The sequence below is a fragment of the Methylocaldum szegediense genome, assembly GCF_949769195.1.
GTDB lineage: Bacteria > Pseudomonadota > Gammaproteobacteria > Methylococcales > Methylococcaceae > Methylocaldum > Methylocaldum szegediense.
On record NZ_OX458333.1, the window covers coordinates 3,454,576 to 3,469,891 of the forward strand.

Below are 15,316 nucleotides of genomic sequence, written 5' to 3' on the forward strand. Positions count from 1 at the left end.
ATTTCTACCAAAGTGAATTAATGAATGAATTAAAGATTAAGATGGGGACAGTGATTTTTGATTCAAGGCGGCCCCCAACAATTTCGCTGTGACGTCGACTAACGGGATAACCCGTTCATACGCCATGCGAGTGGGACCGATGACGCCCAGTACGCCTACCGTTTCTCCATTCATTGAATAAGATGCGGTTACGAGGCTGCACTGGTCCAATGCACGATAACCTGATTCCTCGCCGATGAAGATCTTTACACCAGGAGTTTCCAGGCAGCGGTCTAACAGGTGAACTAGGTCTTCCTTCTGATGAAATGCTTCAAATAACGAACGAAGCCGTTCCATGTTGGCCAAATCGGCAAAATCCATCAGGTTGAACTCGCCGGTCAGAACAAACGGCTTCCGACGTTTTCCTCTCTCTTTGATTGCTAAATCGGCAAACTCAGCTGCATCTATAATTTCCTGACTCAGCCGGTTCCGCATTTCCTGCAAGTCATTGAATAGACTCTCGCGAATTGCACTCAAATCCTTGCCGCCATAAGTGGAATTGAGGAAATTCGCCGCCGCTTGCAGATCGGCAGCAGAGAATTGGCGAGACGTGTGAATGATCTTATTGTGGACTTCTTGCTCATTCGTTACCAAGATGACCAAAAGGCGTTGTTCGGACAGCGGGATAAATTCAATGTGTTTGAAGGCAACGCTTTCTCGGCGCGGCAGCATTACTAGACCCGCCATATGTGTGATTTCCGAAAGCGCGCGAGATGCCGCGTCGATCAAGTCTTGGGGGTCTTCCTGGGTGCTTAGTTCTTGGCGAAGCTGGTGGACGATCTCTTGCTGCAAAGGCTTAATAGTCAGCAAGGTGTCGACGAAAAAACGGTAGCCGGTCACTGTTGGCATGCGTCCAGCCGATGTGTGCGGCGACGTGACCAACCCGATATCTTCAAGGTCCGCCATGATGTTGCGGATGGTTGCCGGGCTTAAATTTAGCCCGGTTTCGCGAGCCAAGGCACGCGAACCGACCGGTTGGCCTTCACCGATATAGCGCTCCACCAACACTTTAAGCAAGTGCTGTGCTCGTTCGCTCAATTGGGGATATTTAGGCACCGGTATCCTCGAATGGCAGGGTTAGCACTCGAAACCATCGAGTGCTAGAAAATTAGCAACCCCTAGATAATGTGTCAAGAAGCTCATACCATATCGCTCAACGCGCGTCTAATCTAAGATGTAGTCGAACTTTGTGGGCAGACGCAAGCGGCTCCAAGGAGACATTCATGCAAGGCGACTCGACGGTCCTCAACTATCTCAATCGCGTACTCGGTAACGAGTTGACCGGCATCAACCAGTACTTCCTTCACGCGAGAATGCACAAGAACTGGGGATTGGAAAAGCTCGGTCAACGCGTATACGCCGCATCGATCGGCAAGATGAAGCGTGCCGATAAGTTGATCGAGCGTATATTGTTTCTTGAGGGACTGCCGAATTTGCAGGATTTAGGACATTTGAAAATCGGCGAGAACCCGGAAGAGACGCTTGGTTGTGACCTTCAATTGGAACTTCAAAGTACGTCTTCGCTGCGGGAAGCCGTCGAGTTCTGCGAAAAAGCCGGAGATTACGTATCCCGAGATCTTCTGGAAGAGATACTCGAAGACGAGGAAGAGCATGTCCACTGGCTTGAGACTCAAGTGGAATTGATTCAAAAAGTCGGTCTGCAGAATTATCTGCAGTCTCAAATGTAGATTCCGGTACGGGCTGGCCAGGTTTACAGGTACACCGGAAATTCGCTGCATCGAAAACCTATGTCGTCTATTTTCCGGAACGTGGCCTTGGTCGGAAAGCCCGACGCACCACGCATTGCCGAAACCCTTTCTGGACTTTACCGGTATCTTGTCGGGAGAGGTCTGTGTGTATGGGTGGAAAGGGGCTGCGCTCATTTTGTAGCCGATTTTTCACCGGAGACATGCACCGTTTCCGAAGTGGGGCAGCGTTGCGACCTAGCGATTGTTGTAGGGGGTGATGGCACACTGTTATCGGCTGCGCGTGTGCTGGTGAAGTTCAATATTCCACTGATCGGAATCAATCTTGGGCGACTCGGATTTCTTGTGGATATTTCTCCGTCCGACGCGTGTGCCAAGCTGGATGAAATTCTTGAGGGCCGCTACAGCGCCGACGAACGCTTCCTGCTTCGGGCGAAGATTTGGCGCGGCGATCGCGTAATTCACGAGCAGACTGCGGTCAATGAAGTGGTCGTCCATAGCTGGAACGCTGCCAGCATGATTGAAATCGAGACGTCGATTAACGGTGTCTTTCTGAATTCACAACGCTCGGACGGGCTAATCGTATCGACTCCTACAGGGTCTACCGCTTACGCGCTCTCGGCTGGAGGGCCGATTCTGCATCCTACACTTAAAGCGATCGTATTGGCGCCAATTAACCCGCATACCTTAACGAATCGCCCGATTGTTGTGGCTGATGAGAGTGTCGTTGAGATTGCGTTCAGGCCCGGCAAGCAGTTTAAAGTGCAGGTCGTTTGCGACAATGTGTCGATTCCCGGTGTGGAACTCGAGGATCGGATTGAGATTCGAAGGGAACCCGAGGCTTTTCGCATCCTTCATCCGCTGGATTACGATTTTTTCGAGATCCTGAGAGCCAAGCTCAACTGGAGTTCCGGTTATCGAAGCTGACTATGCTCGTCCATCTCAGCATCCGAGATTTGGCTATTGTCAGATTGCTCGAAATTGAATTCGAGCAGGGCTTCACTGTGCTGACCGGCGAAACAGGAGCCGGAAAATCAATATTATTGACTGCGCTCGGACTGGCTTTGGGTGATCGCGCCGACTCCGGGTTTGTTCGCCCCGGAGCGGCCCGTGCCGAAATCAATGTTTCGTTTGCTCTGGATGACGCGCCCGATGCGCTTCGTTGGCTAGAGAAAAATGAATTATTAGAGGACGGTGAGTGTCTGATTCGGCGGGTAATCGGTCAGGACGGCCGCTCTAAGGCGTTCGTCAATGGTCGCCCGGTGACCTTGCAAGCCCTTCAGGAATTAGGCTCCAATCTGGTTGAGATACACGGTCAGCATGCTCATGTGCATCTTCTAAAGGCGGCGGAACAACGCCGGTTATTGGACGAGGCAGCTGGGAACGAAGCGCTGCTGATGCGGGCGGGCGATCTTTATGAGCATTGGCGGCGCGTTCGGGCAGAGCTGGATACACTCACCGGTTCTGCTCGGGATCAAGCTGCGCGGGAAGAGTTGTTGCGGTACCAAATCGAGGAACTGGAACAGCATGACATTGCTGGCCTCGACTATGGGGCGCTGATCGAAGAGCATACCTTACTTGCCAATGTCGGCAAAATCCTCAGCACCGGTCAGGCACAGCTCGACCTTCTCTACGAAGACGAGAGCCGCTCGGTCAACGCGCAATTGGCGCAAGCCATCCATGCCTTATCGGACTTAAGCCGACTGGCCCCTGAAATGGAAGGAACGACGGCTCTCCTAAATGAAGCGCAAGTGTATGTCAAGGAAGCGGCGTTGCAGCTTCGTCGTCAGCTCGATCGAGTCGAAACGGACCCCGGGCGTCTCGATTGGCTAGAACGACGCCTCGGCGATATCCATAGTCTTGCCCGAAAACACCAAGTGCGGCCGGAAGAATTGCCTGAACGGCTCGATTCCTTACGCTCTGAGTTAAGCAGTATTGTGCATGAATCTGAAAGAATCGAAGCCTTAGAATCGGAGCTTCAGCGGATTCTCGCAGATTATCAGAAAGTCGCCGACGCATTATCCGAACGCCGAAAAGCCGCTGCCTGTACATTGCAGTCGCGTATTTCCGAGGTGATCCAGGAATTGGGTATGCCACAAGGCCAATTTGTGGTGGAAGTAAGAACCGAGAGCGCGAAAGAACCAACACCCCTCGGGTGGGATCATGCAGAGTTTCTGGTAAGCGCCAATCCGGGCTTGCCGCCGCGTCCTTTAGCCAAAGTCGCGTCTGGCGGCGAGTTGTCACGCATCAGTTTAGCCATTCAGGTGGCGGCGACGGATTCTAAGACCGTTCCAAGCCTGATATTTGATGAGGTCGATACGGGAATCGGCGGACGAGTAGCCGAGATTGTCGGTCAAAAGTTGCGCGCGCTCGCTCTGGGGAGGCAGGTATTCTGCGTGACCCATCTGCCTCAGGTGGCGGCTCAAGGCCATTGCCATTTATTAGTGGAAAAGGTTAACGCTGACGGCATCACGCGATCGATCGTCCGAAAATTGTCTCGTGAGGACAGAAAGCGCGAGATTGCACGTATGCTCGGTGGAATCCGGGTAACGGAGCAAACTTTAGCGCATGCCGAGGAGATGTTGGACAGTCACTTACAGAGCGAGTTGGAGGTGTAAGTGCGGTCCAACTTCGGTCAAGAGTTTGATCTCAGTAGTGGCAAAAAAGAAGGCCGTCAACGGGCTTATCCTGAACCCATTGACTTTAAGCTCAGGACACGCCCGCCTAAGGGCTCAGAGGAGAACAGTCTACGCACACGCACTCCGAGCATGAGGTATAAACCACGCCGGCCGCTTTGATGCTGACTGCAAGTTGCATGGGCGGAATGTCGCGCGGTTGAACTGCGCGACATTCCGCCAGCGTTTATTTTGTTCCCTAAGGTCAATCTAACTCCGTGCCGTTTTCCACACTTGAATTGTCAGGTACGATGACGGTGGCCGTGGTTCTGCTCTCTTCAGTTGGCTGGTACCCGTCGGAATAGCGGTTGTCGTCGGTTGCCGATAAATTCTCGCTTGTTTCATGGTGATCGTCCTGAGGCGCCGTGGCATCTTCTAGTCCTTCACCAGATTCAATACGCTTGACGCCAAATCTCCTGTCCCGTCTGCCGCGCCCCCGACGTCTGGCTAAAGACCGGCGAGGTGATTTTCTGACTTCGGGATTCGAATTTTCCGCTTCGATTTCTTCTTTGTTCTCCGAAACGGACTCGAGCTCAACGGTTCCGATGGCAGGCATGTGGATTGACCTAGCGTCTTCCCGCTCGGCTAGATTTTCTTCTGGTGCTATAGACCGTGGCAGGTAGATGATTGGCGCTTCGGAATTTTCCTCGCGTTCGTGCGACGTGCCGGTCAGTTCATCCACGGTTGAAGTCTCATCGCTGGGCGTTGGCACGGCCATTATGGCTTGGGGCGATTCTTCATTTGTCGATTCATGACTAATCGTCAGGCTCTCCTCCATCCGCAGAAGGTCTTCCTCGGCCCTCTCCGGGACAAAGTCTCGGGACTGACTTGGTTGGCCATCGCGTGCTAAGCCAGATTCGCCCCTTCTAGAGCGCCTTCTCCGTGATCCCGCGCGCCTTGACTGATCTCGGATTCGGTTGTCGCCGTTGCTGGACTCCTGTTTCTCCGGAACAATCGTGCGAGTTTCAGGCTCTCGCGGTTCAAGGATTTCTCCACCAATGAAATGTTGGCGTTCCTTGACCTCGGCGGGTCGATAAGGCTGCGGCTGAGCCGCCTGCAAAGATGTTGATCTAGGCTTTTGGCTTGCTCTCTCCGTTTCTTCGTCGATCTTGCTTCCGGTCAAAATAGACCAAAATCGTTTGATGAAGCCTCCTGCAGCCTGTTTGCTGGCTCCAGAGATTGGTGCAGGGTGGGTAGGTAGAAATTCCTTGACGGCCGGCTCAGGGCTGACCGATGCGGATTCCCTCGTAAATCGGGGGAGCTCGGGTTCAGCCGAGCGGAACATCTGATAACTGGGTTTTCGGTCGCTTTCCTCTTCCGTGCCGGTGCTTCGCACACGCTGGATTTCGTACGCCGGCGTTTCCAGGTGCTTGCTGGGCACTACGATAACGCTGACTTGGTGGCGCTTTTCGATATCCGCGATAGCCGAGCGTTTTTCGTTAAGCAAGTACGTAGCAGAGTCGATCGGTAAATGAGCGATAACCTTCTCGGTATTTTTTTTCATCGCCTCTTCTTCGATGATCCGCAGCACCGAGAGAGCCAGCGATTGTACGCTTCGCACGGAACCTTGCCCGTTGCACCGCGGACAGGTGAGTAGACTAGACTCGCCCAACGACGGGCGGAGCCGCTGGCGAGACATTTCCAGCAAGCCGAAGCGGGAAATTCGGCCGATTTGAACTCGCGCGCGATCCGCTTTGATGGCTTCGCGCAGCCGGTTTTCTACAGCGCGCTGATTGCGCGCCGCCATCATATCGATGAAGTCGATGACAAACAAACCGCCCAAGTCTCGAAGTCTGAGTTGGCGCGCAATTTCATCGGCAGCTTCCAAGTTCGTGTTCAGAGCAGTTTCTTCGATATCGCCGCCTTTAGTTGCGCGAGCGGAGTTGATATCGATCGCAGTCAGTGCTTCGCTGTGATCAATGACAATGGCTCCGCCGGATGGCAGGGGGACTTCGCGGCTGTAAGCGGTTTCGATTTGGCTTTCAATCTGATAACGACTAAATAGCGGAACCGGATCTTGATACAGTTTTGCCTTTTGGATGAACTGCGGCATGACCTGTTGTAAGAAGCTGCGTACCAGCTTGAAAGTGCCAACATCATCGATCAGGATCTCGTCGATGTCGCTGCGGAGGTGGTCCCTCAGTGCGCGAATGATCACATTGCTCTCCTGAAAGATCAGGAAAGGCGCCGGCTTTTCCTTTGCTGAGCGGTCGATTGCCTCCCAAAGTTGCAAGAGATAATTGAGATCCCATTGCAGCTCTTCGGCCGATTTACCGCCGCCAGCGGTTCGAACAATCAGTCCCATCCCTTCCGGAATTTCGAGCTGGCTCATGACCTCTCGCATGTCAGACCGAATGTCGCCCTCGATACGTCGAGAAATGCCGCCGGCACGCGGGTTATTTGGCATCAGGACCAAGTAACTCCCAGCCAAACTGATATACGTTGTTAATGCCGCGCCTTTGCTTCCGCGCTCCTCCTTCTCGACCTGAACAATGACTTCCTGACCTTCCTTGATTAAATCCTTGATATCGCGCCGGGAGAACTCCTCATCCACGGCGTGACCGAAATAATTTGGTGTGATTTCTTTGAATGGCAAAAAGCCGTGACGCTCCGCGCCGTAATTGACGAAAGCTGCCTCGAGACTGGGTTCGATTCGTGTGATGATACCTTTGTAGATATTGGCTTTCTTCTGTTCTTTGGAAGGAATTTCTATATCAAAATCGTAAAGTTTTTGTCCGTCTACCAGAGCAACCCGAAGTTCCTCGGGTTGGGTAGCGTTGATTAACATTCTTCTCATTCGGCTGATCCTTTAGCGGTTCCCCGAAGAAGCGGAAAAGCGGTTTCATACAGTAGCCTTGTTTCTATCAGTCAAAATTGGGTTCTTAATTGACGTAAATGCGCCTAATGCGCTGAAAAACCAAGCCTTGACGCCGAAAGAGACTCCTGCCTCGATCAAGAGGAGGGATTTCCGTTTTCTTCAGGTAACCTGATACTCGCTCGTCATGGGTCGAGCGAAAAAAACCCTGCTGTTTTCGTCTGTTTTGGTCAAATCGCCCTATTAGGCATTTGACCCTTTAAACAATGTTCTGTCTGTCGCCAATGAAGGATTCCGGTCGGTAAGCGGTTCTCAGTTGGGTCTGATATAAGGTCGGATGGTCTAGGGCAGCCGCCGTATGGGCGGTCAAACCGGCCCATTCAGTCGAAGATCAAGTCATTTTCCCCTGATCATGCTCGACGCCCCACGAACCGCGAACCTACGGCTTTCCGTCCCCGAGCCAGGTAACCCTGAGTTAAAGATCGCTTCTTTAGGCATTCTTATAGGCCTTTGAGTCCTGGCCGTTCAGCGCTTTATGGGTTTCCAGGGCTGGCTAACGACTTGGCGTTCGGTTGCTGGCAACCGTGAGTTAACTATAACAATCTTAAGGGGAGTCATCAATTTAGCCAGGTAAAGCTGCTATCATGTCCTCATGAAACAAGCAGTGAACGGTGCTACCGTAAAATGGATAGAAGTCGACGAGGAAAGTGCGGGACAGCGGATCGACAACTTCCTGTTCACACACCTTAAAGGTGTGCCCAAAAGCCATATCTATAGAATTCTGCGCACCGGGGAAGTCCGCTGCAATGGCGGACGCATTCAGGCGCAAGAACGCCTACATGTTGGGGATTTGATCCGTGTTCCGCCTGTTAGATTGACGATCCGCGATTCCAAGCGGGTACCCAAGGACTTTGTGCGAGCCCGATTGGAGTCTCGAATTTTATACGAAGACGACGACCTCTTGGTTCTCAATAAGCCTGCAGGAATGGCGGTGCACGGTGGTAGCGGTTTATGTTTCGGTGTGATCGAAGGTCTTCGAGAAATCCGTTCAGGAGCGGGACTTTTGGAGCTCGTGCATCGGTTGGATAGAGACACATCCGGTTGTTTGCTGATTGCGAAAAAGCGTAGCGCCCTACGAATCCTGCACGAGCAGTTTCGCAACGACGAAGTTGAGAAGGTTTACTTTGCCCTCCTGGCCGGGAGGTGGAGCAGAGCCCGGTGGATGATCGATGCGCCGCTAAAAAGGAACGTTCTGCAGAGCGGCGAACGGTTGGTTAAGGTAGCACGGGATGGAAAGCCAGCAGTTACCGAATTCAGAAGAAAGGAACGTTACGCCAATTCGACACTGGTCGAGGCTCGTCCAATTACCGGGCGAACCCATCAAATTCGCGTTCACGCCCGATCCATGGGGCATCCCATTGTCGGCGACGAGCGGTATGGCGATGACGAGGTGAATCGGGACTTCCGTCGGCGTGGTTTGAAGCGTCTTTTCCTTCATGCTTTGGAGGCGGGCTTCCGTCACCCACGTACCGGAAAGCTGATCGAGGTGAGAGCTCCGCTCGATCAGGACCTTCGCGACGTTCTGAAGGGATTGCCGCGGTGAAGGACCGATTTGACCTCCTGGTTTTCGATTGGGATGGCACGCTATTCGACTCGGTGGGATGGATTGTCGAATGCTTGCAGCTGGCGGCGTCAGACTGTGGTCTTCCGGTGCCTTCCGATATGGAGGCTAGGTCCGTCATCGGTCTTGGATTGAAAGAAGCGATGGAAGTTCTATTCCCCGAATACCCTGCTGAAATGGCGCTTCGTTTAGCGGGATGCTACCGGCGTTATTACAGTAGCAAGGTAATTGGCGCTGACGGATTGTTTGCTGGAGTGTTGGACATGTTGACGGAATTGAAGCAGCGCGGCTACCGCCTCGCCGTTGCAACCGGCAAGACGCGATCCGGACTCAACCATGCGCTTGCCTTAACGGGCACAGAAAGGCTTTTCGACTCAACTCGTTGCGCAGACGAAACAGTATCCAAGCCTAACCCGGAAATGCTCCTTCAACTCATGTCCGAACTCGGTATCGATGAAAGTAGGACTTTGATGGTGGGCGATTCGCTTCACGATCTTCGTATGGCTCGAAACGCCGGAGTTGCTGCGGTAGGCGTAGGGTGCGGTGCGAACGATTTGGCGCAATTGATGGAATTGAGTCCTCTCCTGTGCATAGAGCGGACCACCGACCTTTTAAGGTTTTTGAATTGAGAAATCGATTTTTGTTTTGTGAAAAACACTATGGACCAACACGATATAAACGAAAATCAACGCGAGGCCGAAAAAAGAGCGCCATCTTCCGCGTGGGAACGGGAGACCTTGGAAAAAGTACTGTTGGCGACTCTTATGGAGCAGCGGAGGGCGCGACGCTGGGGAATATTTTTCAAGCTTTTGATGCTGGTCTATTTCGGGGTCGCGCTTTGGCTAGTTGCGCAACCGTTCTCTGAGCAGCGGAGTCGGAGCGCGACGAGCCATACCGCGGTTGTCGACGTGGCTGGCATGATTGCCGCAGGGGAAAAGGCGAACGCGGACTCGATTATAGAAGGGCTCAGGGCTGCTGCGGATGCAGCAGGTGCCAAGGGAATCATTTTGCGCATGAATACGCCCGGCGGGAGCCCGGTCCAGTCGGCTTATGTCTATGAGGAGATTCGACGAATAAAAAAGCTTAAACCTGAACTCCCGATTTATGCCGTAGTTGCGGACATGTGTACTTCTGGGGGTTATTACATTGCGTCCGCGGCGGATAAGATTTTCGTTAATCAGTCGAGTATCGTCGGGTCCATCGGTGTGATCATGGACAGTTTCGGATTTGTGGAAGCCATTAATCGGCTTGGGATAGAGCGCCGGGTGATGACAGCCGGTGAGCACAAAGCGATTCTCGATCCGTTTTCGCCTGTGGATCCAGTGGCGAAAGAGCATATCCAATCGGTGCTCAATGCCATTCATAAGCAATTTATAGATGCTGTACGGCAGGGGCGGGGCGAGCGTTTGAGGGAAGACGTCTCGGAACTGTATTCGGGGTTAGTCTGGACTGGCGCCGAAGGTCTCAAGCTCGGATTGGTGGATGGGTTTGGGGACGTTCGCTACGTTGCAGAGACGGTGATAGGTGCCAAGGATATAGTCAACTACACGCCTGAAGAAAGCCTGTGGGCTCGTCTAGCGAGCCGCATCGGTACGGCGTTTGGTTATATGCTCCGTAGCGCAATCTCGGTCGAACCTAGCCTGCACTAAAACGGCTTCGTTAATGAAGGAGATCGAGAAAGCATTCGAATTGATCGAAGAAGAACCGATTTATTCCGGCTTCTTCAGTTTGTCGCGCATCCGCCTCAGGCACACATTGTTTCGTGGCGGTTGGAGCGAGCCTTTGGATCGAGAATTGTTTCATCGGGGCCGGAGTGTTGCGGTGATTCCTTACGATCCTGCAGTTGATCAAGTGGTTCTGATCGAGCAATTCAGGGTTGGGGCCATGTTCGTAAATGAGGACCCTTGGCTGCTTGAAGTGGTCGCGGGTGTTGTTGAAGAGGGGGAAAGCCCTGAAGATGTCGCTCACCGTGAGGCTCGCGAGGAGGCTGGTTGTCAAATTCGCCGCTTGATTCATATAGCCGAGTTCTTTCCGACGCCTGGCGGATGCGCCGAGAAAGTCACACTGTTTTGCGGAATTGTCGATTCAAAAGGGTTAGAAGGTATTCACGGGCTTGACGAGGAGCACGAGGATATTCTGGCTCGAGTGGTGAGTTTTGACCAGGCGATGGAGTGGCTTGAGCAGGGGCGAGTTCAAGCGGCTATTCCCATCATTGGCCTTCAATGGCTTGCGTTGAATCGTGATCGGTTACGGAATATTTAAGAGTGTGATTCGAGCATTTTTCGGAACGCATTCACAATCTTCGGTAATTTAGGTGTTTTTCACCTTATAGCGGCCGCCATTGTGAGTTTGCAGTCGATATTATTTCCATCTGCAACGGGCGGAAGGATCCCCAAGAGTAGTTCTCAGGTCAGTGTCTTACAAGCGCTGGGATTCAGTCCAAATAGTTTCATCGGTAGTGGGTAATCTGCCGAAGTAGCGCGGCGATGTTGTTCTATCAGAGGCGGCGATTTAGTCAGCGTTTCCGTGAAGACTTTCGCAGAGGCAGGCGCCGCGCGGAGGAGATAAGAAAAATTATTTGACGAAACGCGTGGCTTTATTGATAATACTTAGTCTCTTGCGCGCCTGTAGCTCAGTTGGATAGAGTACCTGGCTACGAACTAGGTGGTCGGGAGTTCGAATCTCTCCAGGCGCGCCATTCATAATGCGCGCGGTGTTTGACGGAGTTGAGTTCTGTCTTATAATAACGCGCTCAGTCTGTTCCCCTGTAGCTCAGTCGGTAGAGCAGCTGGCTGTTAACCAGCGGGTCGGCGGTTCGAGCCCGTCCGGGGGAGCCATTTTTTTCTTGCGAGTTTCTGTAGCGTTTATGCGGGCTCGCGAATTGGGAACCTTGTCAATTAGGCCGTTGGTCAATCGTAGCCATCCTGAATTTTCCCCTCTATTCCTTTAGCGGTGTGTTCGTCGCCGGTCTGTGGGGTGTGGCTGCATCGAGGGAGTGGCAGTGTTCTCGGTATCCGTCCGATTCGGATGACATATTAGGAAATAAATGGATGTGGGATTGGTTGTGCCTTCAGGCTGATTGAGCGGTCTTGCCTTCTATTATTCCCTCTCTCTGCCTTTTTGCTCGATGTGACTGATTAAGGTCGTTTTGAGTGGACTTTGATCAACCCCTAAGTTTTGGGGTTCTGGAGGGATGTCGGGTGTTGGGCGTCGCGGTTTTCGGATGTCCAGTCGAAAGGCAACGAACTAACGCTGTCGAGTAAGGAGGGTGTTGGTTCTATCATGGCTTCGATATGTCAGGGATGATATTGACAAGTCGGCCTTTTGATTTTAAATTTCGGCGCTTTACCAGCGCTTTTTGGTGTTTTTAGGTGGTACGGGGTCCCTGGTGCCAATTTTCCCGAAGGTTAAGCGAAAAAGTTTTGGAGTTCGGTGATGACAACGATTAACCAGTTGGTTCGGAAGCCGCGAGTCAGAAAAAAAGACAAAAGCAATGTGCCGGCTCTGGACGGTTGTCCGCAGCGGCGTGGTGTATGCACCCGTGTCTATACGACTACGCCTAAGAAACCGAATTCCGCGTTGAGAAAGGTGGCTCGTGTTCGCTTAACGAACGGTGCCGAAGTGACCAGCTATATCGGCGGCGAAGGGCATAACTTGCAGGAACACTCCGTGGTCTTGATCAGGGGTGGTCGTGTAAAGGACTTGCCGGGTGTGCGGTATCACATTGTGCGTGGCAGTCTTGATACGGCGGGCGTTCAGAAGCGTCGTCAAGGTCGGTCTAAGTACGGTGCGAAGAGACCGAAAAGTTAACTGAGTTCTGGGTTGCGTTATGTCTAGAAGAAGGGTCGCTCAAAGAAGACAGGTTACTCCGGATCCGCGCTTTGGCAGCGAAATTCTGGCGCGCTTTGTCAACATGCTGATGTTGAATGGGAAGAAATCGGTGGCCGAAAAGGTCGTTTATGGTGCTTTGGATCATATCGCGGCTAAGACCAGTCAGCCGTCGTTGGATATTTTGATTAAAGCACTAGAGAATGTGCAGCCGCTAGTAGAAGTTAAGTCGCGACGTGTCGGGGGTGCCACCTATCAGGTTCCAGTCGAGGTTCGTCCGGCCCGCAGGATGACTCTTGCAATGCGATGGCTTATCGATGCAGCGCGTAAGAGAAGTGAGAAGGGAATGGTTATGAGACTCGCCGCGGAAGTACTGGATGCGAACGAAAATCGGGGAGCGGCAGTGAAAAAGCGGGAGGACACGCACCGAATGGCTGAGGCAAACAAGGCATTTTCACATTATCGCTGGTGAGCAGCGGTTTTAGATTTTTTCCAATCCAGGTTAGCGAAGGTTAAGACAGTGGCACGCACGACTCCAATCGAGAGATACCGGAATATCGGGATTTCTGCGCACATTGATGCAGGTAAGACTACCACTACAGAGCGTGTATTGTTCTATACCGGCGTAAACCACAAGATCGGCGAAGTTCATGACGGCGCCGCTACGATGGATTGGATGGAGCAAGAGCAGGAGCGCGGAATTACCATTACGTCGGCGGCGACGACGACCTATTGGCGGGGTATGGGACTTAATTATCCCGAGCACCGTATCAATATTATCGATACCCCAGGGCACGTCGATTTCACGATCGAGGTGGAGCGCTCCATGCGTGTGCTCGATGGTGCGTGCATGCTTTACTGTGCCGTGGGTGGTGTTCAGCCTCAGTCGGAGACGGTGTGGCGTCAGGCTACGAAATATGGCGTCCCGCGTATTGCGTTCGTGAACAAGATGGATCGCACCGGGGCTGATTTCTTCAAGGTTTATAAGCAGATGCGCGAACGTTTGCGCGCAAATCCGGTTCCTATTCAGATTCCCGTCGGTGCAGAAGATTCATTCAAGGGTGTGGTCGACTTGGTCAAGATGAAGTCGATCGTCTGGAACGAGGCGGATAACGGTACGACGTTTACTTACGAGGATGTTCCAGAGGAGCTCGCGGAACTTGCTGCGGAATGGCGGGAAAAGATGGTTGAGGCGGCAGCTGAGGCCGACGAGGAATTGATGAATAAGTATTTAGAGCAAGGAGAGCTTTCAGAGGAAGAAATTAAGAAGGGCTTGCGTAAGCGTACGATCGCTCTCGAAATCGTTCCAATGCTCTGCGGTTCCGCTTTCAAGAATAAAGGCGTGCAGGCGATGTTGGACGCGGTCGTAGACTATTTGCCGTCCCCGGTTGATATTCCTCCAATTAAGGGCGTGGATGCTAATACTGGGGAGCCCATCGAGCGCAAAGCGAGTGACGATGAGCCTTTCTCTGCGCTCGCATTCAAGATTATGACGGACCCGTTTGTCGGTACTCTAACGTTTGTTCGGGTATATTCGGGCGTATTGAGTTCAGGTGATAGCGTCATCAATTCGCAAACCGGAAATAAAGAGCGAATCGGGCGGTTACTGCGCATGCACGCCAATAACCGGGAAGAAATCAAAGAAATTCGCGCCGGTGATATCGCTGCATGTGTAGGTTTGAAGGATATTGTTACCGGTACGACGCTTTCGGCGGTGGAGAAGCCGGTTGTCCTCGAGCGTATGGAATTCCCTGAGCCGGTTATCTCAGTTGCGGTGGAGCCGAAAACGAAGAGCGACCAGGAAAAGATGGGGCTCGCGTTGCAGCGGTTGGCTCAAGAAGATCCATCGTTCCGCGTTCACACGGATGAAGAATCCGGTCAGACGATCATTTCGGGCATGGGTGAGTTGCATCTGGAGATCATCGTCGATCGGTTGAAGCGGGAGTTTAAGGTCGACGCCAACGTAGGTGCACCTCAGGTGGCCTATCGAGAAACCATCCGCAAATCCGTTGAGCAGGAAGGAAAGTATATTCGTCAGACCGGTGGGCGCGGTCAGTACGGCCATGTGTGGTTACGTATCGAGCCTCTGGAAACGGGTGGCTACGAATTCGTAAATGCCATTGTCGGCGGAGTCGTACCTAAGGAATACGTTCCGGCCGTGGATAAGGGCGTGCAAGAGCAGATGCAAAATGGTATACTGGCTGGCTACCCTGTCGTCGGTGTTAAGGTCACTCTGTTTGACGGTTCGTATCACGACGTCGACTCCAGTGAAATGGCATTCAAGATCGCGGCGTCCATGTGCTTCAAGGAGGGTGCTCGCAAGGCAAATCCGGTGCTGCTTGAGCCCATTATGAGTGTCGAGGTTGAGACTCCCGAAGATTACATGGGGGACATCGTCGGTGATTTGAACAGGCGTCGCGGTATGATCCTGGGAATGGAAGATAATGCCGGTATTAAGGTGTTGAGGGCAGAAGTCCCATTGGCTGAAATGTTCGGTTACTCGACTACGTTGCGCTCTCTTAGTCAAGGTCGAGCCACTTATTCTATGGAATTTAAGAAATACCAAGAGGCCCCCGCGAACATCGCGGATGCGGTGATTAAGAAGGCATCTGTGGGTTAACGTTTTGAGAAT

The 15,316-nt window shown here is 52.5% G+C and carries 12 protein-coding genes and 2 tRNA genes; 12 read left to right on the forward strand and 2 right to left on the reverse strand.

The features are described 5' to 3' along the window. Positions 1 to 36: 36 nt before the first annotated feature. The gene (hrcA, locus tag QEN43_RS14835; RefSeq protein WP_036267805.1) at positions 37 to 1,095 is read right to left on the reverse strand and encodes a heat-inducible transcriptional repressor HrcA; all 1,059 of its coding nucleotides are present in this window, start codon (positions 1,093 to 1,095) and stop codon (positions 37 to 39) included. Between the two features lie 167 nt (positions 1,096 to 1,262). On the opposite strand from hrcA, the gene bfr reads away from it, so the two are divergent. Genes bfr through recN form a run of 3 tightly spaced genes read left to right on the forward strand, consistent with a single transcriptional unit; the run spans position 1,263 to position 4,363 of the window. Then, the gene (gene bfr, locus QEN43_RS14840; protein WP_026609149.1) at positions 1,263 to 1,727 is read left to right on the forward strand and encodes a bacterioferritin; all 465 of its coding nucleotides are present in this window, start codon (positions 1,263 to 1,265) and stop codon (positions 1,725 to 1,727) included. Positions 1,728 to 1,787: 60 nt separating this feature from the next. Beyond that, positions 1,788 to 2,672: an NAD(+) kinase gene (locus QEN43_RS14845; RefSeq protein ID WP_026609150.1), complete on the forward strand. Its 885-nt coding sequence runs from the start codon at positions 1,788 to 1,790 to the stop codon at positions 2,670 to 2,672. 2 nt (positions 2,673 to 2,674) lie between these two features. Beyond that, positions 2,675 to 4,363 carry a DNA repair protein RecN gene (gene recN, locus QEN43_RS14850; protein ID WP_026609151.1) on the forward strand — a complete coding sequence of 563 codons (1,689 nt, stop codon included), beginning with the start codon at positions 2,675 to 2,677 and terminating at the stop codon, positions 4,361 to 4,363. Between the two features lie 262 nt (positions 4,364 to 4,625). Here the strand turns inward: recN and QEN43_RS14855 are convergent, their stop codons facing one another. After that, entirely contained in the window at positions 4,626 to 7,217 is a 2,592-nt protein-coding gene (locus tag QEN43_RS14855; RefSeq protein WP_317963375.1) for an Rne/Rng family ribonuclease, read from the reverse strand. Between the two features lie 670 nt (positions 7,218 to 7,887). Between QEN43_RS14855 and rluC the strand changes: the two genes are divergently transcribed. The 9 genes from rluC (at position 7,888) to fusA (ending at position 15,304) form a co-directional block, all read left to right on the forward strand. Further along, complete coding sequence (rluC, locus tag QEN43_RS14860) at positions 7,888 to 8,838, forward strand: 23S rRNA pseudouridine(955/2504/2580) synthase RluC (RefSeq protein WP_026609154.1); 951 nt, start codon at positions 7,888 to 7,890, stop codon at positions 8,836 to 8,838. Continuing rightward, on the forward strand, positions 8,835 to 9,485 hold the full coding sequence (locus QEN43_RS14865) for an HAD-IA family hydrolase (RefSeq protein WP_026609155.1): 651 nt from the start codon (positions 8,835 to 8,837) through the stop codon (positions 9,483 to 9,485). Before rluC ends, QEN43_RS14865 begins: the two co-directional genes overlap by 4 nt. A 30-nt stretch (positions 9,486 to 9,515) precedes the next feature. Further along, a complete protein-coding gene (sppA, locus tag QEN43_RS14870) occupies positions 9,516 to 10,505 on the forward strand; it encodes a signal peptide peptidase SppA (RefSeq protein ID WP_026609156.1) in 990 nt (329 codons plus the stop codon). A 22-nt stretch (positions 10,506 to 10,527) separates the two neighbouring features. Beyond that, a complete protein-coding gene (locus QEN43_RS14875) occupies positions 10,528 to 11,118 on the forward strand; it encodes an NUDIX domain-containing protein (protein WP_026609157.1) in 591 nt (196 codons plus the stop codon). A 359-nt stretch (positions 11,119 to 11,477) separates the two neighbouring features. After that, a tRNA-Arg gene (locus tag QEN43_RS14880) sits at positions 11,478 to 11,554 on the forward strand. Positions 11,555 to 11,617: 63 nt separating this feature from the next. Then, a tRNA-Asn gene (locus QEN43_RS14885) sits at positions 11,618 to 11,693 on the forward strand. A 598-nt stretch (positions 11,694 to 12,291) separates the two neighbouring features. Continuing rightward, a complete protein-coding gene (gene rpsL, locus QEN43_RS14890) occupies positions 12,292 to 12,666 on the forward strand; it encodes a 30S ribosomal protein S12 (protein ID WP_026609158.1) in 375 nt (124 codons plus the stop codon). Positions 12,667 to 12,685: 19 nt separating this feature from the next. Further along, positions 12,686 to 13,156: a 30S ribosomal protein S7 gene (gene rpsG / locus QEN43_RS14895; protein ID WP_026609159.1), complete on the forward strand. Its 471-nt coding sequence runs from the start codon at positions 12,686 to 12,688 to the stop codon at positions 13,154 to 13,156. Positions 13,157 to 13,204: 48 nt separating this feature from the next. Then, positions 13,205 to 15,304 (forward strand): elongation factor G, encoded by a 2,100-nt coding sequence (gene fusA, locus QEN43_RS14900; RefSeq protein WP_026609160.1) that lies wholly within the window; start codon positions 13,205 to 13,207, stop codon positions 15,302 to 15,304. The last annotated feature ends 12 nt before the right edge of the window (positions 15,305 to 15,316 follow it).

Coding starts and splice junctions, on each gene's coding strand:
- rpsG (WP_026609159.1), top strand. CDS start 12,686: ATGTCTAGAAGAAGGGTCGCTCAAAGAAGACAGGTTACTCCGGATCCG.
- bfr (WP_026609149.1), top strand. CDS start 1,263: ATGCAAGGCGACTCGACGGTCCTCAACTATCTCAATCGCGTACTCGGT.
- QEN43_RS14855 (WP_317963375.1), bottom strand. CDS start 7,217: ATGAGAAGAATGTTAATCAACGCTACCCAACCCGAGGAACTTCGGGTT.
- rpsL (WP_026609158.1), top strand. CDS start 12,292: ATGACAACGATTAACCAGTTGGTTCGGAAGCCGCGAGTCAGAAAAAAA.
- QEN43_RS14845 (WP_026609150.1), top strand. CDS start 1,788: ATGTCGTCTATTTTCCGGAACGTGGCCTTGGTCGGAAAGCCCGACGCA.
- recN (WP_026609151.1), top strand. CDS start 2,675: ATGCTCGTCCATCTCAGCATCCGAGATTTGGCTATTGTCAGATTGCTC.
- sppA (WP_026609156.1), top strand. CDS start 9,516: ATGGACCAACACGATATAAACGAAAATCAACGCGAGGCCGAAAAAAGA.
- rluC (WP_026609154.1), top strand. CDS start 7,888: ATGAAACAAGCAGTGAACGGTGCTACCGTAAAATGGATAGAAGTCGAC.